Raw genomic sequence first — 23,008 nt, 5'->3', positions numbered from 1 at the left:
TAAGGCATGCCAATAAGAAAAATAACATCGTCTCCAAAAGTACTTGCCGTATCCCTTATTTTGGCCATTGCCCTTCTCATGTTTCTCGGAAGTATTAGTTACAAGCAAATAGTACAACTTGGAGAATCGGCAGATATGGTTTCCCATACCTTGGAAGTGGACATGGAAATTAATCAGCTTTTTTCCTATTATGCCCAAATGCAATCCACCGAGCTTAAAAATCTGCTTTCCCAGGACACTTTAGGTATTGCTTCCTTTGAAAATTACAAACCGGAAGTACAGGAATCATTCCTAAAACTCAAGGAACTAACCCAAGAAAATGCTATACAGCAGAAAATTCTACTTTCGGTACAATCTTGGCAGGATAGCCTTTATAGTTCCTTAAAAATAATAGCAAATATCCCATTTCAAAAAACAAATTATTCTTCCAAGGATAGAGAAAAAATAAACAGGGTTTCAAAATCCATTACCCAGTTAAATCTGCTCAGGAACCAAATGTATCAAGAAAAGCAGATACAATTAGCAAAGCGTAAGGAAGAATATAGATCGCAAATATTATTTACGCCCCTAATGACTTTGCTCTTGGGTATGTTTGCGTTATTTATCTTCATTATTTCATTTCTTCAGATCAACTCCCAACGAAAAAAAACGGCTACTGCGGAGAAATTCCTTCAAAATATTTTGGGCAGTACGGACAATATTATAAGTTATTTCACCCCTATCTATAATATTGCAGGGGAAGTAGAAGATTTTACCATTGTATTTTCCAATGACAAAATAGAGTCGGTCCTCGGACGAAAACCCAACCGAATAGCACAGAGTAAAATGTCCGAATTAGTTCCCATTAACTTTGAAAATGGCATTTTTGAAGAGTTGACCAAGGTTATTAATGAAGGGACCACCCGTAAATTCGAAAAACATTTTCATTATAATGGCCATGAGTTTTGGTTCAGGACCACTGCCGTAAAAATGGAGGAAGGTGTTTTAACCACTTCCATCGATACCACCTCGGAAAGGGAGTTTACGCGAAATTTAAAGGATTTGAACGAACAGCTGGAAAAGCAGAACCATAACTTGATAGAAACCAAGTCTTTTTTGAACAACATCCTTGAAAGTACAAGTAACACTGTTAGCCATCTTGTTACCGAGAGAGATGCCAATGGTAAAATAATAGATTTTAAATATTTATTCACCAATACCGAAAGTGAGAACCTTACCGGAAAACAGGTAGATGAAGTGATTGGAATGTCCATTTCCAAAATCTATCCCTTTGTCCACGAAACGGGATTATACGACCTTATGGTAAAATGCGCCAACAATGGAACCATAGAAACACATGAAACCGAATATCCTTTAAAAGAAAAACGCGTTTGGGTCCATACTACCATAAATAAACTGAACGATGGTATCACCCTTACTTCCTATGATAGCACTCAGATAATTAATGCCAAACAACGCTTACTGGAGCTCAATGAACAATTAATGGTACAAAATTCTATTTTAAATGATGCTGAGGCAGTTGCCAAAATTGGTAGCTACCGTTGGAACATTGAAACTGAAGAGGCCACCATGTCCGATAATTTTTTCAGGTTATTGGGTTGTGAACCCATGGAGTTTAAACCAGCACCTGAAAATTACAGACCTTTTGTGCATCCCAAAGACCTTAAGGTTTATGACGAAAAAATTAACCAGGCCTTGGAGAAAAAAATAATCAGTCATTATACCTACCGCATTATCACCAAAAATGGAAAGGTAAAATATCTTCAGAATACAGGTCATTTTTTAAAGACCGAATTCATTGGAGTGGTAAAGGATATTACTAAAGAACTAAAAAATGAACAAAAGCTGAAGGACAAGAACTTGGAACTAAAACGCACCAATAGTGAATTGGAATCTTTTAACCGCGTTGCCAGTCATGATCTTCAGGAGCCTTTAAGGAAAATTCAGATGTTTATTTCGCGGATAATTGATTCCAATTCCTCCAATTTTACGGAACAACAAACACAGTACATTGATAAAGTACAATCTTCTGCCAACCGGATGCAGACCCTTATTAAATACCTATTATCCTATTCCAGACTTAGCAAGAAGAAAAAGGACTTTCAACAAGTAGACCTGAATCTGGTATTGGAAAAAGTACAGGAAGATCTGGAGGCCCCTATTAGGGAATCCAGGGTAGAATTTGTTATTGGTGATCTTCCTGAGGTAAGAGGTGTCCCCTTTCAGTTAGAGCAACTTTTCAACAACCTTATTTCCAATTCCATCAAATATCACAGTATTCAAAATACTCCAAAAATAGAAATCGACTGCAAGAAAATGGAAAGCACTTCAATTCCTGATAATTTTAATAAAAAAACAAAGGAATATTACTGCATTTCCGTAAAGGATAACGGAATTGGCTTTGAACAGGCAAATGCCCAAAAAATATTTGAACTATTCCAACGCCTTCATCAAAAAAACGAATATTCGGGTACAGGAATAGGGTTGGCTATTTGCAAGAAGATTGTGGAAAAACACAAAGGGCATATTGTGGCCCATGGCCATGTAAACAAAGGAGCTACTTTCTTTATTTATTTACCTGTCTAAATAGGATTTTTTGCCTCTGGGCAATTTTCCTCTCCAGTAGGCATCGTTAACAAAACCAACAACTAGAGCTAGGCCTTGTAAAAGTTGATTATTTCCCTAATTATTATACCCATTAAATCGTAATAAGTATAAAGTTACTCTAAGGTCGAGTCCAACCTGTAATTCCCTTTATTAAGAAGAATACCTAGTCTTAGGCACTCTAACCTGAGCTCGAAATTCCATTAAACTGCAGTTAAAATTCGTCTTAAGCATTGATTCAACCCATTAAAATATTGCTTCAATTAATGAAATAAGGGTCATTTCGTGGAATTATATAACAGAATATAAAAATTGTATAACATAAAAGGAACGCTCATTAACGAACTTTGTTAAACACAACAAGACATTTAAAGACAGCCTACATGAAAAAGACGACAGAACCATATCAACTGAATTCAAAAATTGGAAAAAGCTGGACTTTGGATTCCAAAGACAACAGAAATTATGACCTCCCAGATAATTTTATCATGGGCATGACCAATAGCAATTCAGAATCAAACTAAGTTCAATACTTATTTAATTCGGAAGACCAAGGAGGCCTTTTAATTATCATAAAACAGGATATGTCGAAAATGTTGATTATCGCCGCAATAATAATGCTCTTTCTATGGGCTATCGGCTTTTTTATATTCAACATAGGCATAATAATACATCTCCTCCTCCTTCTTGCAGTTGTACTATTTATTGCGAGGGTGATCAAAGACAAATGAAGTAATAATTCTAAAATACGGGAACATGAAAATTGTATATCTTAAAACGAACAATATAGCTAACATATTCAATCAGTTACAACAAGACTTAGGTGGAAAATTAAAAATCCGCCCACAGGAGTATAGTCTAGAATTGCACAATAATTTAGTAAGCGGGGTCATAAGCGGAGTTTCCTTTAAGAACAATATATCTTTTATAGAATACGACATTGTCTTTAAGGAAGATATGCTTCTCATAAATAATATGCCTATTACCAACCCTATTCACTTTATGTATTGTGCCAAAGGAAAAATCAGTCATAGTTTCGGAATCAAAGGAGAAAAAAGACAACTGAACCAATTCCAAACAGGAATTTTTTCCTGTGACCCCAGTCAGGATACCACTCTATTCTTTAGGAAAAATGAAACTGTGAAACTTTCCAATATAATGGTGGACACCCATGAAGTTCACCAAGATGATGAAAATGCCGATCTACTAAGAAATCAGTTGTTAAAAACCTTTTTGCCAAAGGCAGGGGAGAACATCTTTGCCTATACCGGATCCTATAATCTTAAGATTGCAGAAAAAATGCAACAGTTAGGTACCATTAATCAAAAAGGATTGGTTAGAAATTTATTGATAAAGGGTATTGTGCACGTTATTTTGGCCATGGAAATTCAACAACATAAAGAGGATAAAAAGAACGCGAAAAACAATTTCGGATCCTTGACCAAAGATGAGATGGATGATATAAAAGAGCTATCCCATTTCATTAAGAATTATCCTGAAATTCAATACAGCCTAAAATACCTAAGTAAGAAATCCGGTCATTCACCAGCGAAGCTACAGGAAGGATTTAAACTATTGTTCGATAGAACGGTTACAGATTACATAAGGAACGTAAGGGTAGAGACGGCAGAAAATCTTATTAAAACTACCGACCTGAACATTTCGGAAATAGTATATAGTGTAGGCTTAACGAGCAGAAGCTATTTCTCCAAGATATTTAAAGAGAAATACAATTGTAGCCCAAAGCATTATCAGGACAATCAAAATCCGATAGCTGTCACAGCCTAATATATAGTTAAGTTAGTTTACACAACCAGTCTAAAGACTGGTTTTTTTGTTATCATAAGCTAGCCCAAAATACACTCATTCCTTTTGGTCCGCCCATTCCCCTTTGCCCTGACTGAACTGGGCTAATACCTTAACTTAAATATCCATTAAGGTATTAGGGGCCTAAACCACATATATCCTTATTACAAAAAACGGCAGGAGAAATTCCCGCCGTTGTTGTATGATTTGCAAAGTCTTATTGACTTATTTAAAGGTTTTCAAGGAAGCCCTTAGCATCCAGGACATCTGCTCATGTAATTGCATGATTCCTGTAATGAAATCGGCCGTACCTTCGTCATTGTGTTCCTCTGCATTTTCACTAATACTTTTTCTAATGAACTTGATAATGGTGACATGGTCTTCCAATAAAACTTCCATAAAACTTGAGCTATCGTTCCTTTTTGGACTTTCATCCTTCAAATGTGAAAGTTCTAAAAACTCCTTCAAAGTCCCGGGAGAATAAAACCCTAGCATACGGATTCTCTCGGCCACCTCATCTACTATTTTTTCTATCTTATTGTATTCTTCCTCAAAAAAAACGTGTTTGGTATGGAAGTCGATTCCCTCCACATTCCAATGTGCGTTCCGCAGTTTAGTATAGAGCAAATATTCGTCCGCCAAAAGTTTGCCCAGCATTCCCACGACGGCTTTTCTATTGTCTTTTTTGATTCCGATAGTTGCTTGTGCTGTTTCCATAATATATAAATAATTTTATTTTTTGTTATAACAACAAGTTAGGGCGTTTTCTAGGGAAACATTGATCCAAACGATTTTTTGCTTTGCTCTATTTAAGTAATCTTTACAAAGTTCAAATGCATAGCTATAAACCAACAAAAAATAGCCTTCGTGAGACTTATTTGGATCTTGTAGGCCCAGCCATAGGAATAACAAGGTGGGTGTATATTTCTTAGGAAAAAAGTTACCTCGGCATAAGAACACTGCCCGGATTAAGAGAATGCCAATTTTGATGTATTCTTTTACAAGACAAAAAAAATAACCCCTAAATCAGGAGGTCCAATCCTTTTTCAATTTCATCTTATCCTTACAGCAAATTATTCCTTTTTGCCATCGCCGGTAAGTGTATTTACAATCCCGTCCCTTACATTGAGCCATAAATAATTAAAGAATGACTTGGTATTATCCCTCTCTGCATAAATTTCGCCATATCTATAGCCAGTTTTGTCTGTTTTGGAGCCGTCATTAGTAAAAATATTACCAACGAAAGTCAATAGTTTATTGACTCCCGCTCTATCCTTTTTAAGAACCGTAAAACGAAAATCTTCATAGTTCATTTTCATATCCCCACTAGAGCTAATGGCGTCGCCACTTACGGTAAAATAGAGTTCTTGCACATCACCTTCAGCCTCGGTACGCAGATTGGATCTTAGGAATTGATTGATGCTTTCGGACTTAAAATTAGTAACAACGCCAGATACGAAAAACGCATCGTTCTCCTTGTGGACATCAAAATTCCATGTAAGCTCAATTGGGGCTTCTCCCATAAGTTGGGCCACGGCCTCTATCTCCGTCATTTCTCTATTTTCATGGGTATTGGAAACATTGCTTATCGTAGCTTCAAGATCTGCAAATACAATCTCACCCGGAACGGTTCCCATTTTTACCAATTCTGAATACGCAATATATCCATCGTTGATTTCAACTGTAGAAACATTGAGATCTATGGGCAACTCGCGTAACATTCGGCTGTATAGTCTTTTTTGTTCAAAATCGTCCTGAACAAGCTTGTCGCGATATACTTCCATTTTTGGTTTTTGGAGAGCAAACAATGTGGAGTTAAGAAAAAAACGTTCGGCATTAAATCCAAAATCCAAATTGACCATCCTAACTTCGGGAATTTCCAAATCAATATAATCATGCTCCTTGTCCAGCTTTCTGGAAAGCGTTAACTTACTATATTTGGACTTCAAGGATAAATTAATAAGTTGAGATTCTTTGTTGTTGATATTGGTACCGCTCAATGTTAGGGCTTCATATGGTCCAAGATCAACATAAATCATCCCTGAGCTCAAATCGTAATCCCCATAGGAAAACGGAATTTCCCGTTCTATAGTTTCTTTATTCAAGTTTAGATTTTCAAGGGACAAATTCAAGTTTTCCACCGAAAAAACCGCAGAATCCCCACCCTTTCCCAAAATCCTGAATTCGCCGTCAACAATGGACAATCGCGCTATGGACAAAGTTCTCTCCTTGGCACTGTCATTAGTAACAATCCCATTATTTTCAACTTGATGCTCACTTTGATAATATTCTGCTTTTGGCTTTAACAATCGAATTTCACGAAAGCTTATTTTGTTTCCAAATAGGGCCTGGTAATAACCTATGTCTTTTAGGTCAATAGCTTCCAACCTCATCCCTGCTTTTTTAATATTGGTATCTTTATCCAAAAAATCCAACCCAACATTTGTTAATCCTACGGAGCCTGTTATAAGGTTTACTTGAATTTGGCTATAAGTCAAATGTATATGATCGGGTATTTTTTTATCAAGGAAATTGACAATATATTTTTTTACAACAATATGCAAGATGAGTATCATCGACAAAATTATGGCTATCGCAATAGCAATAATTTTGAATAATCTATTTTTTAAAATTTGAATTGACATGAGCATCCTTAAAAAACATCAGCTACAAAATTGGAATATTAAACCTTATTTATTGGTCCAACAAAATTTTATTTTGACTGAATTGAACACTAAAATTCAATTTCATCTAATGAGTTATAATTTGGTTGGATGGAGGTCTTATTGAAGCCATATTTTCACTAAGCTTGCCAATAAATTTAACAATAAATAATTATGAAAAAAATATTGAGTCTACTTACAGTTATAACACTGACTATTGTCGCGGCCAACGCCCAATCCATCTCCAAAAATGCCTTAGGATTAAGACTTGGAGACAACGACGGATTTGGTGGAGAGATTTCCTATCAGGCACGTTTAAGCGATACCCATAGGCTAGAGGTGGATTTAGGTTGGAGAGATGGCAAAAATTATGATGGATTTAAACTTGCCGGCTTGCACCAATGGGTATGGAATATTGAAAATGGTTTTAATTGGTATGTTGGTCTTGGCGGTGGGGTCGGATCTTATAGTTTTAACGACAATAAGAACTTTAATGACGGTAATGATTATACCGATACATTTGTTTTTGGCGCTGGTGATATAGGAATTGAATATAATTTTGACATCCCTTTATTAATTTCTTTGGACTTTAGACCTGAAATAGCTTTTGGAGACGATCGTTATAACAATAACGATTTAGGTCTAGATATTGCACTGGGATTAAGATATCAGTTTTAAATAATGTAAATCCTGGGGTCAAATTAATTGATTCCAGGATTTATTAATCACACCGCTTTACCACAAGATTTGAAATTGGAATAATCACTTTTCAAATACACATAGCTGGCTGCCACCTATTTTGATTATATTCCTCTTTTCCATTAATAAGTACTCTCCCTTTAGACCTTCCAAGGTTTTATAAACCAAGTCAATACTCCCTTAGTAATATTTCAATTTATTTTTAAATTAATTTTGGGGTATTGGAAATTTCCCAATAGCATTAAAAGGCTATTGCAGATGCGTTAATTAATAATACTTGTTTGATCATTAGAGTTTGTCTTTAAAGTTTTTTAAATTACTGAAGTAAAATCAGTTAAATAATTAAAGAAAAATGAAAAAACTAGAAGGGCAGGTCGTAATTATTACGGGTGGGGCAAGAGGCATAGGTGAAGGCATCTGCAAAGTCTTCTGCAATGAGGGAGCCACTGTGGCCTTATGGGATGTGCTGGAAGAAGGCCAGAAAACTGCTGAAAAGATTGCCAAGGATGGGGGTAGAATATTTTACCAAAAGGTGGATGTTTCCAGCCAAGAATCCGTTGACAAGGCTGTTGCAAAAGTCATCTCCGATTATGGAAAGATAGATGTACTCATTAACAACGCCGGAATAATTCGCGACCGATCTATCCTAAAAATGAGTCGTGAGGAATGGGACCAAGTTATGCACGTAAATGTTGATTCCCTTTATATTACTGCCAAAGCGGTAGTACCCCATATGAAGACGGCCAATTATGGTAGGATTATTTCCGCCTCTTCCGTGAACGCCTTCCAAGGCGCCTTTGGGCAGACCAACTACAGTGCCAGTAAGGCGGCTATAGTAGGCTTTACACATTCCCTTTGTAGGGAAGTTGGCAAATACAATATTACTGTAAATGCCGTTGCCCCTGGATTTATTAAAACTGAAATGACAGATTCCATGCCAGAGGATGTTATCCAGGCAGGGATTTCGATGATTCCCGTAGGGCGAATTGGTACTCCAGAAGATATGGGGCATGCCTATCTCTTCCTGGCCTCCAAAGAAGCCGGATTTATAAGCGGGCATACCTTACATGCCAATGGTGGTGCCATGCCAATGTAATACCAACCTTTTAGACCTCTAATATAATTCACATAACCAATGGTACTCTAACAATTAAAGTGGGATGCAAACAAGGATAAAACAAAAATTCGATTTAAAGAACAAAGTGGCTATTGTCACCGGTGCCAGTAAAGGTATTGGGGAATCTATTGCCAGAGGTCTTGCCGAATACGGAGCCAAGGTTGTCATTAGTTCCCGTAGCCAAGAAGCAGTTGAACATGTAGCAAACAATTTTAAAAAGGAAGGTTACGATGCTTTAGGGATAGGCTGCCATGTTGGCGATGAAGACCAATTGAAAAAATTGGTAGAGGAAACGGTAAATGCCTATGGAGCTGTGGATATCTTAGTAAACAATGCCGCCACCAATCCGTTCTATGGCCCTTTGGATACTATGGAGAACTCACTATTCGACAAAATAATGGACATAAATACCAAGGCACCATTCCAGTTGGCCAATCTATGTTATCCGATTATGAAAAAAAGGGGAGGCGGGAGTATCATCAATATTGCTTCAGTGGAAGGAATGAAACCAAGTGTTGGATTAGGATTGTACAGTGTTAGTAAGGCAGCTTTAATTATGTTGACAAAATCACAGGCCGTGGAATGGGGCAAATTTGGTATCCGTTCCAACGCCATCTGCCCAGGACTTATCAAGACCAAATTTAGTTCGGCCCTATGGCAGAACGAAAAAATATTGGACCAAGTAACCCGTCATTTACCAGCAGGGAGAATGGCCGTACCGGACGAAATGGCCGGCCTAGCCTGTTTTTTGGCCTCAGATGCTTCCAGCTATTGCACTGGATCGGTTTTTACGGCCGATGGGGGGCATATGATTGCAGGCGGATTTAACTAGTAATTGTACGAAGCTTAGGAAATACCAAATAATTTAAAAGGAAATAAAACAAACCAAATGGCAGAAGAAAAACTAATCAATAAGGCGTATTCTACCGAAATTCCACAGCTGTCGGATCTGACCCATTACCTAGGGAAGGAATTGGGGCTATCCAATTGGATGACAATAACCCAGGATATGATCAACACTTTTGCCAGCACCACGGAGGATAAGCAATGGATCCATACAGACCCCGAAAAATCCGCCAAATATTCCCCCTATAAAAAAACGGTGGCCCATGGATTTTTGGTCCTTTCCCTAGCTTCAAAATTCTGCTTTGAAACCCTCAAGATCAAAGATATTGCAATGGGGGTAAATTATGGATTGGACAAAGTGCGGTTCATGAATGCCACCCCGGTAGGGGCCTTGTTAAGGGCGCGAGTGTCCTTAATGGAATTCAGCCCTTTTGAAGGCGGGGCCAAATACAAATTAAAACTTGTATTTGAGCTAAAAGGGGAAGAAAAACCGGCTTGTGTAGCCGAATTTATAGCCCAAGCCTATTCAAACCCAAATAGTAAAAAAACAAATCCGGCACCTAAAAAAGACACCCCAAAGAAAATTGAAAACAACAATAATGAGAGTGTTCTTTTTGAAAAGGAGGGGGATATCGGACTTATCACAATTAACAGGCCTTCACGATACAATGCGGTTACAGACGATGTAGTGAACGGAATTACCAACGCCATCAATATCATCCGTAAGGATGATGACATTCGCGCAGTGGTTATTACAGGAGCCGGAAAAGGTTTTTGTGCCGGTGCGGATATGGCTGTCTTCGGCCAAGTTACACCAGAAGAAGGCAGGGCATATATTACCAGTACCTACCAACCATTGATGCGCACTCTTTTTACACTTCGCAAGCCCATTATCGGCGCAATTAACGGAACTGCGGCCGGAGTAGGAGCTTCCCTGGCCCTTGCCTGCGATTTTAGGGTAATGTCCCAAAGCAGTGCTCTTTTGTATGCCTTTATCAATATAGGCTTAGGCCCCGACGGCGGTGGCAGTTGGCTTTTGGCAAGACAAGTAGGATATAGCAAAGCATTACAAATAGCCGTGGAAGGCAAAAAAATAATGGCTGCAGAATGCCTGGATCTTGGCCTCACCAATAAGTTGGTACAGGACGATTCCGATTTGCTTAAAACGGCCAAAAATTGGGCCCATGAATTGGCCAAACTGCCCACTTTAGCTATTGGTGTTACCAAAGAAGATATGTTCTATGCCATGGGCCATGATCTATATGACACTATTGCTTATGAAGCGGAAAAACAGGTTACCACATTTGGGAGCCGCGATTTTGCAGAAGGCGTCAATGCCTTTTTGGAAAAGCGTCCCGCTAAATTTATAGGCAAATAACACTTTATTACAGTTGCTGCCGAATTCAAAAAATATCCCCAGCTGATTATATATTAAGACCGAAACTTCCAAAAACTAAACAAATGAATTTCGACGATATAAAAAATAGGATAAAAGCCTTTGTTAAGGAGGAACTATTTCCTTTGGAACCCTGGATTTTAAATTGTAGCTGGGATGAAAAACTACCAAAGCTCAATGAACTTCGAAAAAAAGTAAAATACCTCGGACTCTGGCTACCTCAGATTCCAAAGGAATACGGCGGTTTAGGGCTAAGCAATAAGCAGCACGGGGAAATCAGCGAAATTTTAGGTGCCAGTCCCTACGGACATTATTGTTTTAATTGTCAGGCCCCTGATGCCGGTAACATGGAAATTTTGATCGAGTTCGGGACCAAGGAACAAAAAGAGGCATACCTCTCCCCTCTTCTAGCAGGAGATATTAGGAGCTGTTTCGCCATGACCGAACGCGATTTTGCAGGCTCCAATCCTGTAAATATGGGCACAATGGCCTTTAAAAAGGATGGCAATTATGTAATAAACGGTCATAAATGGTTTACCTCGGGTTTTGACGGGGCCGCCTTTGCCATTGTAATGTTGGTAACCAATCCAGAAGCAATAGAAGCCCATAAAAAAGCAAGTCAGGTTATTGTCCCCACCAATACCACAGGTCTGGAATTTGTTAGAAACATTCCCGTTATGGGACATGCCGGAAACGGCTGGGAAAGTCATTCAGAAATAAAATTCCAAAATGTAAAAGTACCATTGACCAACGTACTTGGGGGAGATGGCGAAGGATTTACAATTGCCCAAAAACGTTTGGGACCGGGCCGTATCCACCATTGTATGCGTTGGATGGGAATATGCGAACGCTCCTTTGACCTGATGTGCCAGCGGGCCGTATCCAGGGAATTGGCACATGGAAAAACATTGGCCGATAAACAGACCATCCAAAACTGGATTGCAGAATCCAGGGCCGAAATTAACGCCGCGCGATTGCTGATCCAAGATGCTGCCCATAAAATTGATACTCAGGGTGCCTATAAAACAAGAAAAGAAATTTCCATCATTAAATTTTACTGTGCCAACGTCCTACAAAAAGTGGTGGATCGGGCCATTCAGGTCCATGGTGCCCTAGGCCTAACAGACGATACCATCCTAGCTTTCTACTATAGACATGAGCGGGCTGCCCGAATTTATGATGGGGCAGACGAGGTGCATAAGAGCAGCTTGGCCAGACAGATTTTAAAAGAATACAGAATTTAACAGCTATGTTGAACACATGGAACGATAAATCCACGACCATCCGTCAAGGGGAAGAATTGCAACTGGAAAATTTACAATCCTATTTGCAACATTTCTTTGACCACAAGGGAGATTTAAAAGTAACCCAATTTCCAAGTGGCTATTCCAACCTGACCTATTTGGTACAATTGGGAAATAGTGAATATGTATTGCGAAGACCGCCCATTGGGGCCAATATAAAATCCGGTCACGATATGAAGCGTGAGTACGACATTTTAACGGCATTAAAACCTAAGTACGGCAAAGTCCCCACACCAATACTTTACTGTCAAGACGAATCCATTCTAGGCTGCCCCTTCTACCTTATGGAACGGGTAGAGGGGGTAATATTGAGGGCAAAAATGCCAACTGAAATGATTCCCTCCCCTGAACTGATGCAGGGCATATCCAACAGTTTTGTAGATACGTTTGTTGATCTTCATCAATTGGATGTAAAGGAAATTGGTTTGGCCGATTTTGGTAAACCTCTAGGATATATGCAACGACAAATTGAAGGTTGGACCAAACGATATTACAAATCCATAACGGATGAAATACCGAAAATTGAAGCCGCGGCCAAATGGTTGGGCGAGAATATACCCAAGGAACCAAAAAACTATTCCCTGATCCATAACGATTTTAAATACGACAATTTGGTACTGGATCCCCGGGATTGGACCAAAGTAAATGCAGTACTGGACTGGGAAATGGCTACCATCGGAAATCCGTTGATGGATCTGGGTACCACTTTGGGATATTGGGTAAACCCCAATGACCCAGACTTCATGAAGGCCTTAAACCTAACCCCAACCCATCTGCCGGGTAATCTTTCCAGGGAAGAAGTGGTGCATCAATATAGCCTAAAAAGTGGACAAACAGTAGACCATATTATCTTTTATTATGTCTACGGCCTGTTCAAAATAGCAGTAATCATCCAACAAATATACTTTCGCTATAAAAAAGGATTTACTCATGACCAGCGTTTTGCAAAACTCATTGATGGGGTAAACCTGCTTGGGGAAATAACACACATGGCCATTGCCAAAAAACGCTTGGACCGCCATTTTTAAACCTTTAGGGCTATCATAAATCTTCCTTTATCATTTTTTGTTATCTTCAAATCCGAACAATAACAACCAAAAAAAAATGATCATACATTGGCTTAAAACAGGCTTAACTTTTAAAACATTTTTAACTCTAGTTCTACTATCTTCTTATTGCAGTATTGCCTATAGCCAAGAAAGCCTAGGCAAAACCCCTAATTTCATCATCATTTTTGCGGACGATCTGGGTTATGGCGACCTGGGTGTTTATGGTCATCCCACCATTAAAACGCCGCATTTGGATAAAATGGCGGCCGAAGGTCAAAAATGGACCAATTTTTATGTGGGGGCCAGTGTATGTACCCCTAGTAGAGCGGCCATATTAACTGGCCGGTTACCCGTAAGAAGCGGAATGGCAAGTGATACAAAAAGGGTGTTGTTCCCAAACTCTAAATATGGTTTGCCAAGCTCGGAAATAACCCTGGCGGAACAATTAAAAAAGGTTGGCTATAGCACGGCTTGTGTTGGCAAGTGGCATTTAGGCCATAAAGAAGAATATCTGCCCACCAATAATGGTTTTGATTATTATTTTGGCATCCCCTACTCCAACGACATGGATTTTGTGGGCGACGGAACAAAGTTTAAGGAGGCCAGAGGAAATTTACCCACGGAAAATTTTAATGTTCCCTTGATGCGGAATACGGAAATAATAGAAAGGCCTGCCAATCAAAATACCATTACCAAAAGATATGCGGAGGAAACTATTTCTTTCATCAAAAAAAATAAGGACAATCCCTTCTTTATTTACTTGGCGCACAATCTGCCCCACATACCCCTATTTGCCTCAGAGGACTTTTTGGGCAAAAGTAAAAGGGGTATTTATGGAGATGTATTGGAGGAAATTGATTTTGGCATAGGACAAATTATCGCTGCGCTAAAGGAAGAAGGATTGGACAAGAATACCATTGTGGTATTTACCTCGGATAACGGTCCTTGGCTTTCCTATGGGGTTAATGGAGGAAGTGCAGGCTTATTAAAGGCCGGAAAAGGAATGACCTGGGAAGGTGGCATGCGCGAACCATGTATATTTTGGTCGCCAACCAACATTAAGCCAGCAGTGATTTCCGATTTGGGTACTACCATGGACCTTTTCCCCACTTTTAGTGCCTTGGCCGGTGTTCCAATGCCTAAGGACAGGATTATGGATGGGTTTGACCTAAGTGCCACCTTATTGAAAGGCGATCCCACCCCAAGAAAGGGGGTTTTCTATTATAGGGGAACACAATTATATGCGGCCCGACTTGGAGATTACAAGGCGCATTATATCACCGAAGGTTCCTATGGGCAATTTGGTGAAAAGGAAATACATAATCCACCAATCCTTTACAATCTAAGTGTGGACCCATCCGAAAACTTTGATTTAGGGGCAAATCACCCAGAAATTCTTACCGAAATTGATCTTATGGTCAAGGAGCACCAGTCCAATTTAGTAAAAGGTAAAGACCAACTGGTGGATATTGAATAAACAATTATAAGAAAACAGCCCTAAAGTTCAGTAGAAACTAGGTCTATGGAATTTTAGGCTAAGCCTCTACTATGGGTTCCCCCTCTTCTGGTCTGGTGGCCCGTATTCCGGCAATTATGCTCAAAATTAAGATTTGGGTGGCATGGAATATCATAAGGGGCAGTAAAATTATGCCTATAGAAGCCATATTTCCGAATAGAATTTTGGAGAAAACGGTCCCGTGAACCAAGGATTTTTTGGTACCACAAAACTGGGCCGTAATTTGGTCCTCCGTATTGAATTTTAATTTTTTGGCTACAAATCCTGTTAAAAAAAATGCCAAGTAAAACAATCCCAATACAGCTACAAAAAGTATCCCCAAATCCAAAAAGGATACCACACCAAAAATGTTTTCTTCAAACGATTCCGCAAAACTTTTATAGATGATAAGTAGAATAATGGACTTATCGAAAAGGCTTAAATAGCTATTATATTTTTGTGCCAGCATCCCAAGAAATCGCTGTAAAAACAATCCTAATATTACGGGTAGAATAATTTGAAGGATGAGTTTTGAATAGATGACTGCAAAATCAAAATCTGTTCCTGTTTCCTGTACAAAGGGCCCCATCCACAATGGCGTTATCAAAATGCCAATAATCCCCGAAATACTGGCATTAAATATTGCAGCCGGGATATTGCCCTTGGCCATGGAGACCATTACCACCGAGGAAGATACGGTGGATGGTAGTGCCGCCAAAAAAAAGAAGGCCAACCATAGGGTCTGCTGCTCTGCATTTTGCATGAGCGGATAAAATGCCAAAACAATTAGGGGGAAAATTAAAAACGTGGAGGCCTGCACCAACAAATGCAACTTCCAGTTCTTGAGTCCTGCCTTTAATTTGGAGGGACTCAATTTTAATCCATAAAAGAAGAAAATCAATGAAATTCCTATTGCACTAATCGTATCGATAGGAACGCGACTGTCTGCCGCACCCCATTGTGGAAAAATATAAGCTATTCCAATAACAGCTATTATAGATAGGACAAAGCCATCAAATCTTATTTTCATATTAATTTCAATATTACCTTAAACTAAACAGCAGGGCATAACAAACCTCACCAACTTGGGCATAACCCCGATACCCTTAACACGAAAGCAGGTACAAACAAATACCTGCAATGTTGGCGCAAAGGTATTTGTTTTCTAAACATTTTAAACGCTATTATTTTTTTCAATGGTCAACAACACCCAACTAAAAATTAAGTTGAATATCAAGTAGAAAATGTACGGGAAACTTTAATTAAGGGAATAAGGATTGTAATCTGTCATGGAAACAGTTGGCTTTCACGTTCCAGCTCATGAAATTTTTAAAACCTTGGCTCCAATAATATGTTTTTGCTTTAATTCCAAAAGGGCCAAATTGGCATCTTCCAAAGGGTACACCTGTACTTTAGGTTTAATGCCAGCTTTCGCTGCCAGATTCAAAAATTCCACCACGTCCTTTGCCGTAACATTGGCGACGGACTTAATTTCTTTCTCCATCCACAGATGATCTTTATAATTCAGGTTTTGGAGGTAATTTTGATCGGTTTCCTCCTTCCTAATGGCATTGATTACCAATCTGCCACCCTTATTTAGAAATTGAAGTGCTTCCACTATAGGTTTCCATGCCGGGGTTGTATCTATAATACTGTCCAATTTAACCGGTGGGGTACTGGAGGTATCTCCTGCCCAGTCCGCTCCCAAATCCAGGGCAAAACGCTGTTCCTCCTTTTTTCTGGCAAAAACATAGATTTTGGTATTGGGGTAACTGTATTTTACCATTTTTAGCACCAAGTGCGCCGACCCTCCAAAACCGGTAAGCCCCAGACTATCCCCGTCCGTCAATTGTGAAAGTACAATTGATCGGTAACCAATGGCCCCTGCACATAAAAGTGGAGCGGCCTCGGTATCCGAATAAAATGCAGGAATTACATGGGCGTATTTTTCAGGAACTGTCATATATTCGGAATATCCGCCATTCACATCTTTTCCCGTCGCCAGAAAATTATCGCAGAGATTCTCCTTGCCGTCCAGACAAAATTTGCATTTGCCACAGGCCGAATATATCCAGGCAACCCCTACCCTATCCCCAATCTTGAATTTGGACGCAGCTGTTCCCAACTTATGCACCCTACCAACCACTTGATGCCCTGGCACCACAGGAAATGTCATGGGGCTTATCCTCCCCTCTATTTCATCCAATTCCGTGTGGCATACCCCGCAAACGGATATCTTTATCAAAACTTCATTTGCTTCAGGTTCAGGGATGGGAATATTCACCAAATCCAAAGGATGTTCATTAACTGTTAAATCGCTAACGCGATTCAATATCATTGCCTTCATTCTTTCACTTTATTTGTATTCCCCTTACTGCATTTCAACTATAAATTCTTGGGGAATATTTGTTCTGTATTGGCAGTTTTATAATTATTCCAAATGTCATTGTATTCTGTGATCCAAATTGGCTTTTTAAGGCAATCTATAGACCATGTGCCATTATTTATTGGATTTCATTACCAAATACCTAAGGACTCAAAACATTGTAAACCACATCCTTGACCCGGAATTTCCCATAGACAAAATCCCCATCAGGATAGTGCCATATCGCCTCGCCATAGTTAGGCAATTTATAGCCGTTAACTTCCTGATAATTGCTCGCAGGAGTTGAAAAAGGAAATGCTTTCATTTCCGAAACGGAATAGCGGTCATTGGAAACAAAATTTACCAATTGTCCCTTTTCATTAAAATATAAAATGGCAGATATAGTGGTTCCCTTGTTATTAAAGGTGGCTTTAGCGCTCAAAGCATCCAAGGTCTCCCATGTTATTCTATCATCTATTAGGGCTGCCGGGGCAAATAAACATAGATCGTTAAAAAAGGTGACTGTTTCCGTGGGATACAATTCCGGTTCTGACAAGTCCACCACCGAAAAAAGAGAAAGGAGCTTTATACGCATGCTTGCCGTTTCGTTGGTATACTTATGATAGCCATTAGTTGGCAGCCCCATTATCTTGGCCTTCATAAAAAACAAACGCGTTGGGGAATCCATAAAATTGTATTGTTCCGAGGTAAAATGAAACCAATCCTTGCCCTTATCGCGCATTTCTCCAGTGAACACAATTTTCATATTGTAAACCTTGGGTTTTCCCACCGCCCCCACATAACGCAGATAGTTCTGGACGCATTCTGGCAAAGGTTCCAGATCTTTTTCATTTAGAATTTCAGGTATTGGGGCCACTACGCTCATGGCTGAAGCAACATCCTCCTTAAAACTATTTTCAAATGTTAAATTAGATTGGCCAATTATAGCTGCGCCCAAAATAATAGCATTCGCAATTGTCCCATATTTGGCATCTGCCCAAGTGGTGAAAATTAAACCCTGTGAAAGAACCACCATAATAATTCCCAGTATTGGCCACCAGTCCTTTCTTAAAAAAAATCCAATTGCCGTCACTAGAAAGAGTAACGCAGCCAAAAGCCAAAGTATTCCCATTGGCCTTGAAATTTCTTTGGTGAATTGTGCCATTTCCCCAAATTGGAAAGCTTTTGCAAAACCCATAAAATGTATAAGGCCGTGCAGGATTATCAATAACACCAACACAATGCGCATATCCTACCTCTTTAAAATTATCAATAAATTAATTAGCTTATAATTCATAGGTTTAGTTGAATTTTCGAAGCATTTGCTCATTTGTTCTTCTTATATCGGTTGTTGCCAGAATATGTTGATCAATTGTTTACAATCCCTTTATAAGGGGAGAAAAAGTACCGCTTCAAACATATCGCACTATAATACCACTAGGGTGGACGAAGTTATTTATTTCACTGGTCCATCAAACTTGCAAGGGACTCACTATCAATTATAAATTCCGTTATGGCAAAGACCTCTTTCCTATTGCTACGGAACAGTGTTACGAAATTTGCTACCTCTTCTTCAAGATGTTCATGCTCGGTCCTAATTATACTGGCATCGGCCTTATTGTAATCCTCAACCATTTGGCCCAAATGTGTCCTGTGTCTTCCTACTTTCTCCAATAAATCCCGGCATTTATTCTTTAAGTCGAACAATCCAACTTTTAACTCTTTTACCATATCCAAATTTTCCGGTTTGGTAATCCACATAAAGTATTTATCTATTAAATGATGTAAAAAGCGAAGGTCGTCCTTATAAAACTCCAAATCGGATTTCCAATGCTCCGTTAAAACATACAATTCGGACCATGGTCCGTCCTTAACAAATTGAAGTTCCTTGTTGTTTTTGGTATGTTCCATGATATTAAATATTAAAGGTTAAAGGATTAAAATTAGTCTAGTCACGGGTCTTTGAAAATGACATATATCAGGTACCCCAAAAGCAATGCATGACAACGGTCATTTTGAATAAAAAATATATACAGTAGATTAGGAAAAGAAATCCTAATCGGCAAAAGATGAAAAACATTCTCTACGCAACGGACTATTCCCAAAATTCGGTCGCGGCCTTACGATTGGCCCACCTATTGACGAAAAAATTTGATGCAAAATTGTTTGTAATGCATGTATTTGATATCCCAATAACACTAAGCACTGTTTCTATTAGCCACATTAAAAAGGAAAAGCGACTTTTGATCGAAAACCACAATAAGTTGAAAGAATTTTGTGCTGAACATCTGGGAGACACTTGGGAAGGCTGTAGTATTGATTTTATAGTTGAAGAAAACGCATCAGTGGTACAAGGCATATTGGAAAACGCTACGAAACATGAAGGTGATCTCATTGTTGTTGGGACCAAGGGTACAAGTGCTGTCAAGGATTTTCTTTTTGGCAGTGCTACCACAGCCATGATCAAAAAGGCGCCATGTGCTCTATTGGCAGTTCCTGTCATGTCCCCACTAGAGGATTTTAAAACCATGGTTTATGCCACCGATTTTGAACAGGCCGACATTTTTGCCATCAATAGACTTGTGGAAATTGCCAAGAAATTCAACTCTAAAATAAGTATCGTTCATATATCCACCAGCCGGGAATATGCTGGTGATCAGCAGATGGAATGGTTTAAAGAAATGCTAATTCAAAAAGTGACCTATGACAAAATGGAATTCGATCTGATCTTGGACGATGACATTTTTGAAGGGTTAAATAGGTATTTGGTGAAATCCAATGCCAGCCTGTTGGCAATGTTGGAGAGAAAGGACAACTCCTTTTCCCAAAAATTCCTGCAAACAGATATGATCAAGAAAATGGTATCGGGTAGTAACGTTCCCCTTATTAGTTTTAACATTGGGGGACTATAAGCTGTCCTGCAGATTACCAAACCTGTAAAATTCTCCGTTACAATGTTCTATCAAAAATTACACGATAGACCTTAATCCTACAGCTTCCCCATTACACCTTTTTTTTTAATCTTCCTTGTTTTTTTTGGGTCTTAAATATTGAAACCCATGTAGAATTGCTCATAAAATTATATTAAGTTGATGAATTTGACAATTTCTGTATAGATGCTATCGGTTGCCAATCCCCGTAAAATTGGGACTCAATAATTGATTTCATTTTCTTATTTAAAATTATTCTAAATAGTTTTGCACATTAAAAATTTCCATTCTATTTTAGCGCCTTATTTATAACCAGTCTAATTTAAAATAAGATGAGAAATTTATTTCTATTTATCAATCTGTTGATCACTACCTCCATTTTTTCCCAAAATTATGGAACGGTTAGCGGAACTATACTTGACAATGACAACAATCCTGTTCCATTCGCCAATATCTATATAGAAAACCTAAAAAAAGGTGGAATGGCCGATGAGTTGGGAAAATATACCCTAACCGAAGTACCCTATGGAGACTGGCAAATTAAAGTTAGTTCGGTAGGATTTAGAACTATAAAATTTCCAGTGACCGTATCTTCTGCCATAATCGACAAGCAAGTAATAAAGCTTAGTATGGACAATCCTTTAAGCGAAGTAGAAGTATTTGGCAGGAGATTGTCTCATCCAGATAAAATAGAGGCCCTTACACGTCTACCCTTAGAGCCTTATGAACAGATTCAGAGTATATCGGTCATTTCAGAAAAATTAATAGCAAATCAAGGCGCACTTACTATTTCAGAAGCTACAAAAAACGTTCCCGGAGTATACACCTTTGCCACCTATGGCAACAAACGCGAGAGTATGTCCTCCCGAGGTTTTAGAGGCATCCCTATCCTAAAGAATGGGGTTAGGGTTCATTCCGATTTTAGGGGGGTTGGTATTTTAACCGATATGCAGGGAGTGGACAACATACAGGTACTAAAAGGCGCGGCTTCCATTACCCAAGGGGTTGCAACAGATTTAGGAAGTCCGGGAGGGGTGATCAATATTGTAACCAAGACCCCGATTTACCAATTTGGTGGAGCGGTTACCCAGCGCTTCGGCAGTTTTGGGCAGGTAAGGCCTACCTTCGATATTTATGGACCCATGGACGACAATCAATCTGTAGCCTTCCGTATCAATGGTGCCCTGGAAAGGGCAGATAGTTTTAGGACTGGTGTCAGTTCCGAACGTATCTATATCAATCCTTCCCTACAATGGAAAATAGATGACAGAACGAAGATTACCTTGGAGTTTGATCATTTTGACGATAGCAGAACCCCTGATCTCGGAACCGTAAATCTGGCCTCCAACGATGTAAGTGCCATTTATGATCTACCTACCGATCAGTTTCTAGGATTCGAAAACGACCGTTCACTTACCAAAAACACAACCTATTCACTGAGATTCGACAGACAGTTGAACGATAAACTTACTTTGAAGACCGCCTTTTACAAATCCCATCTAAAACTGGACGACAAAGGAGCCAGTCTTGGAAATGTAGTTTCCATAGATGATGTGGAGCAATACAATCTGCGTACCAGAGGCTACTCTACCTCTACCCGAAACGATAACAACGGTGTTTTACAGATTGATCTAATTGGTGATGAGGTTAAAACTGGAAGCATAAAACATACCTTTCAGGTGGGCTTCGACTATAGAACTTCAAAATATAGTACAAACAGCCAATCCCTAAGTGCCATAGACACCATCAATGTTTTTGAGAGCAATTCCAATACTTTGCCCAATGTGGCACTCAACAGTGGGAATCCCGCTGCCGCCGAAAGCAAATCCTTGGGTCTTGTAGCACAGGACGTAGTTTCCTGGACAGAATGGTTCAAAACATTTTTGGGAATTAGATATAGTACTACGGAAACCATTACAGATGTAGAAAATGACAAGAGTGATGCCTTTAGCCCTCTCGGCGGAATAATAGTTAATCCCTTTAAAAATATTAACGTTTTTGCCTCATACACCAATAGTGCTTATCCCAGAACAGCTGCACGCCTAAGTGTCAATGGCGAAGCTCTGGGAAATGAACGATATGACCAACTGGAAGCTGGTGTAAAAACGAGTTGGCTTGCCGACCGTCTAAGATTTAACCTGACCCTTTTTAAAATCAACAATAAGAATATTAACTTACCCGTATACGATGAAAACTGGGTAGCTACCGGCTATTATCAAAAAGGTGGTAACGACCAAAGGCAGGGAGTTGAAGTGGAACTTACAGGTCGAATTCTGGAAAACTTGACCGCAGTTGCCGGTTACTCCTACATTGATGCGCAGTATAAGGAACACACCTCTTATGTTTATGGTTCGGCACCACTTAACACCCCTAAACATTCGGCCAATGCATATTTAGACTATAAATTTCAAGGTCAGCTGGAAGGACTTTCATTGGGAGGTGGGGTATACTATACTGGCGAAAGGCCCATCAACGATTGGTCTTCTGGGGCAGTTACCCATCAAGGTATAGTTCCCAATGAAAAACCATTCAATGTAGAAGCTTATACCTTGACCAACTTTCAGGCTGGATATAAGTTCAACCATCATTGGGATGTTAGGCTTATGGTAAACAATGTTTTTGACCAAATTGGTTACAATGCCTATCGTACCAGCTATATTAACCAAACCGACCCCAGGTCCTTTGCCGGGATATTACGATATACACTTTAAAAGCTTATAAAAATAGTCTGACC

The 23,008-nt window shown here is 39.2% G+C and carries 19 protein-coding genes; 13 read left to right on the top strand and 6 right to left on the bottom strand.

Annotated features, from left to right (window positions below):
• Nucleotides 1–6 precede the first annotated feature (6 nt).
• The 4 genes from LV92_RS02295 to LV92_RS02285 all read left to right on the top strand — a co-directional run bounded on the left by LV92_RS02295 (nt 7) and on the right by LV92_RS02285 (nt 4,392).
• Nucleotides 7–2,586 carry an ATP-binding protein gene (locus LV92_RS02295; protein WP_111622050.1) on the top strand — a complete coding sequence of 860 codons (2,580 nt, stop codon included), beginning with the start codon at nt 7–9 and terminating at the stop codon, nt 2,584–2,586.
• A gap of 401 nt (nt 2,587–2,987) precedes the next feature.
• A complete protein-coding gene (locus LV92_RS21715; RefSeq protein WP_170126267.1) occupies nt 2,988–3,128 on the top strand; it encodes a hypothetical protein in 141 nt (46 codons plus the stop codon).
• Between the two features lie 60 nt (nt 3,129–3,188).
• Complete coding sequence (locus LV92_RS22155) at nt 3,189–3,335, top strand: lmo0937 family membrane protein (protein WP_111622049.1); 147 nt, start codon at nt 3,189–3,191, stop codon at nt 3,333–3,335.
• A gap of 25 nt (nt 3,336–3,360) precedes the next feature.
• The gene (locus LV92_RS02285; RefSeq protein WP_111622048.1) at nt 3,361–4,392 is read left to right on the top strand and encodes a helix-turn-helix domain-containing protein; all 1,032 of its coding nucleotides are present in this window, start codon (nt 3,361–3,363) and stop codon (nt 4,390–4,392) included.
• Between the two features lie 243 nt (nt 4,393–4,635).
• Here LV92_RS02285 and LV92_RS02280 read toward each other — a convergent pair whose 3' ends face one another.
• Nucleotides 4,636–5,127: a Dps family protein gene (locus LV92_RS02280; RefSeq protein ID WP_111622047.1), complete on the bottom strand. Its 492-nt coding sequence runs from the start codon at nt 5,125–5,127 to the stop codon at nt 4,636–4,638.
• A 356-nt stretch (nt 5,128–5,483) separates the two neighbouring features.
• Entirely contained in the window at nt 5,484–6,986 is a 1,503-nt protein-coding gene (locus LV92_RS02275; RefSeq protein ID WP_146613495.1) for a hypothetical protein, read from the bottom strand.
• A 261-nt stretch (nt 6,987–7,247) separates the two neighbouring features.
• Here LV92_RS02275 and LV92_RS02270 point away from each other — a divergent pair, with 261 nt between their 5' ends.
• From LV92_RS02270 to LV92_RS02240, 7 genes are all read left to right on the top strand, one after another.
• The gene (locus LV92_RS02270; protein WP_111622045.1) at nt 7,248–7,751 is read left to right on the top strand and encodes a hypothetical protein; all 504 of its coding nucleotides are present in this window, start codon (nt 7,248–7,250) and stop codon (nt 7,749–7,751) included.
• 373 nt (nt 7,752–8,124) lie between these two features.
• The gene (locus LV92_RS02265) at nt 8,125–8,868 is read left to right on the top strand and encodes an SDR family NAD(P)-dependent oxidoreductase (protein WP_111622044.1); all 744 of its coding nucleotides are present in this window, start codon (nt 8,125–8,127) and stop codon (nt 8,866–8,868) included.
• A 64-nt stretch (nt 8,869–8,932) separates the two neighbouring features.
• The gene (locus tag LV92_RS02260) at nt 8,933–9,721 is read left to right on the top strand and encodes a glucose 1-dehydrogenase (RefSeq protein WP_111622043.1); all 789 of its coding nucleotides are present in this window, start codon (nt 8,933–8,935) and stop codon (nt 9,719–9,721) included.
• Nucleotides 9,722–9,778: 57 nt separating this feature from the next.
• Nucleotides 9,779–11,113 carry an enoyl-CoA hydratase-related protein gene (locus tag LV92_RS02255; RefSeq protein WP_111622042.1) on the top strand — a complete coding sequence of 445 codons (1,335 nt, stop codon included), beginning with the start codon at nt 9,779–9,781 and terminating at the stop codon, nt 11,111–11,113.
• 83 nt (nt 11,114–11,196) lie between these two features.
• The gene (locus LV92_RS02250; RefSeq protein ID WP_111622041.1) at nt 11,197–12,375 is read left to right on the top strand and encodes an acyl-CoA dehydrogenase family protein; all 1,179 of its coding nucleotides are present in this window, start codon (nt 11,197–11,199) and stop codon (nt 12,373–12,375) included.
• A 5-nt stretch (nt 12,376–12,380) separates the two neighbouring features.
• Nucleotides 12,381–13,463 (top strand): phosphotransferase family protein, encoded by a 1,083-nt coding sequence (locus tag LV92_RS02245; protein ID WP_111622040.1) that lies wholly within the window; start codon nt 12,381–12,383, stop codon nt 13,461–13,463.
• Nucleotides 13,464–13,539: 76 nt separating this feature from the next.
• The gene (locus LV92_RS02240; RefSeq protein ID WP_111622039.1) at nt 13,540–14,961 is read left to right on the top strand and encodes a sulfatase family protein; all 1,422 of its coding nucleotides are present in this window, start codon (nt 13,540–13,542) and stop codon (nt 14,959–14,961) included.
• Between the two features lie 58 nt (nt 14,962–15,019).
• On the opposite strand, the gene LV92_RS02235 is transcribed toward LV92_RS02240, so the two are convergent.
• The 4 genes from LV92_RS02235 to LV92_RS02220 form a co-directional block, all read right to left on the bottom strand.
• Complete coding sequence (locus LV92_RS02235; RefSeq protein WP_111622038.1) at nt 15,020–16,009, bottom strand: bile acid:sodium symporter family protein; 990 nt, start codon at nt 16,007–16,009, stop codon at nt 15,020–15,022.
• A 288-nt stretch (nt 16,010–16,297) separates the two neighbouring features.
• The gene (locus LV92_RS02230) at nt 16,298–17,326 is read right to left on the bottom strand and encodes a zinc-dependent alcohol dehydrogenase family protein (protein WP_111622037.1); all 1,029 of its coding nucleotides are present in this window, start codon (nt 17,324–17,326) and stop codon (nt 16,298–16,300) included.
• A gap of 181 nt (nt 17,327–17,507) precedes the next feature.
• Nucleotides 17,508–18,593 carry a DUF6544 family protein gene (locus LV92_RS02225; protein ID WP_111622036.1) on the bottom strand — a complete coding sequence of 362 codons (1,086 nt, stop codon included), beginning with the start codon at nt 18,591–18,593 and terminating at the stop codon, nt 17,508–17,510.
• A gap of 212 nt (nt 18,594–18,805) precedes the next feature.
• Nucleotides 18,806–19,255 (bottom strand): hypothetical protein, encoded by a 450-nt coding sequence (locus tag LV92_RS02220; RefSeq protein WP_111622035.1) that lies wholly within the window; start codon nt 19,253–19,255, stop codon nt 18,806–18,808.
• 158 nt (nt 19,256–19,413) lie between these two features.
• Between LV92_RS02220 and LV92_RS02215 the strand changes: the two genes are divergently transcribed.
• Nucleotides 19,414–20,256: a universal stress protein gene (locus LV92_RS02215; RefSeq protein WP_111622034.1), complete on the top strand. Its 843-nt coding sequence runs from the start codon at nt 19,414–19,416 to the stop codon at nt 20,254–20,256.
• A 350-nt stretch (nt 20,257–20,606) separates the two neighbouring features.
• Nucleotides 20,607–22,985, top strand: a complete 2,379-nt coding sequence (locus LV92_RS02210; protein ID WP_111622033.1) for a TonB-dependent receptor — start codon at nt 20,607–20,609, stop codon at nt 22,983–22,985.
• Nucleotides 22,986–23,008: the final 23 nt, after the last annotated feature.

It is taken from the genome of Arenibacter echinorum, assembly GCF_003259375.1.
In the GTDB taxonomy this organism is placed as follows: domain Bacteria; phylum Bacteroidota; class Bacteroidia; order Flavobacteriales; family Flavobacteriaceae; genus Arenibacter; species Arenibacter echinorum.
The sequence above is the reverse complement of the archived record's forward strand: the minus strand, read 5'-3'. Positions and strand labels throughout refer to the sequence as shown.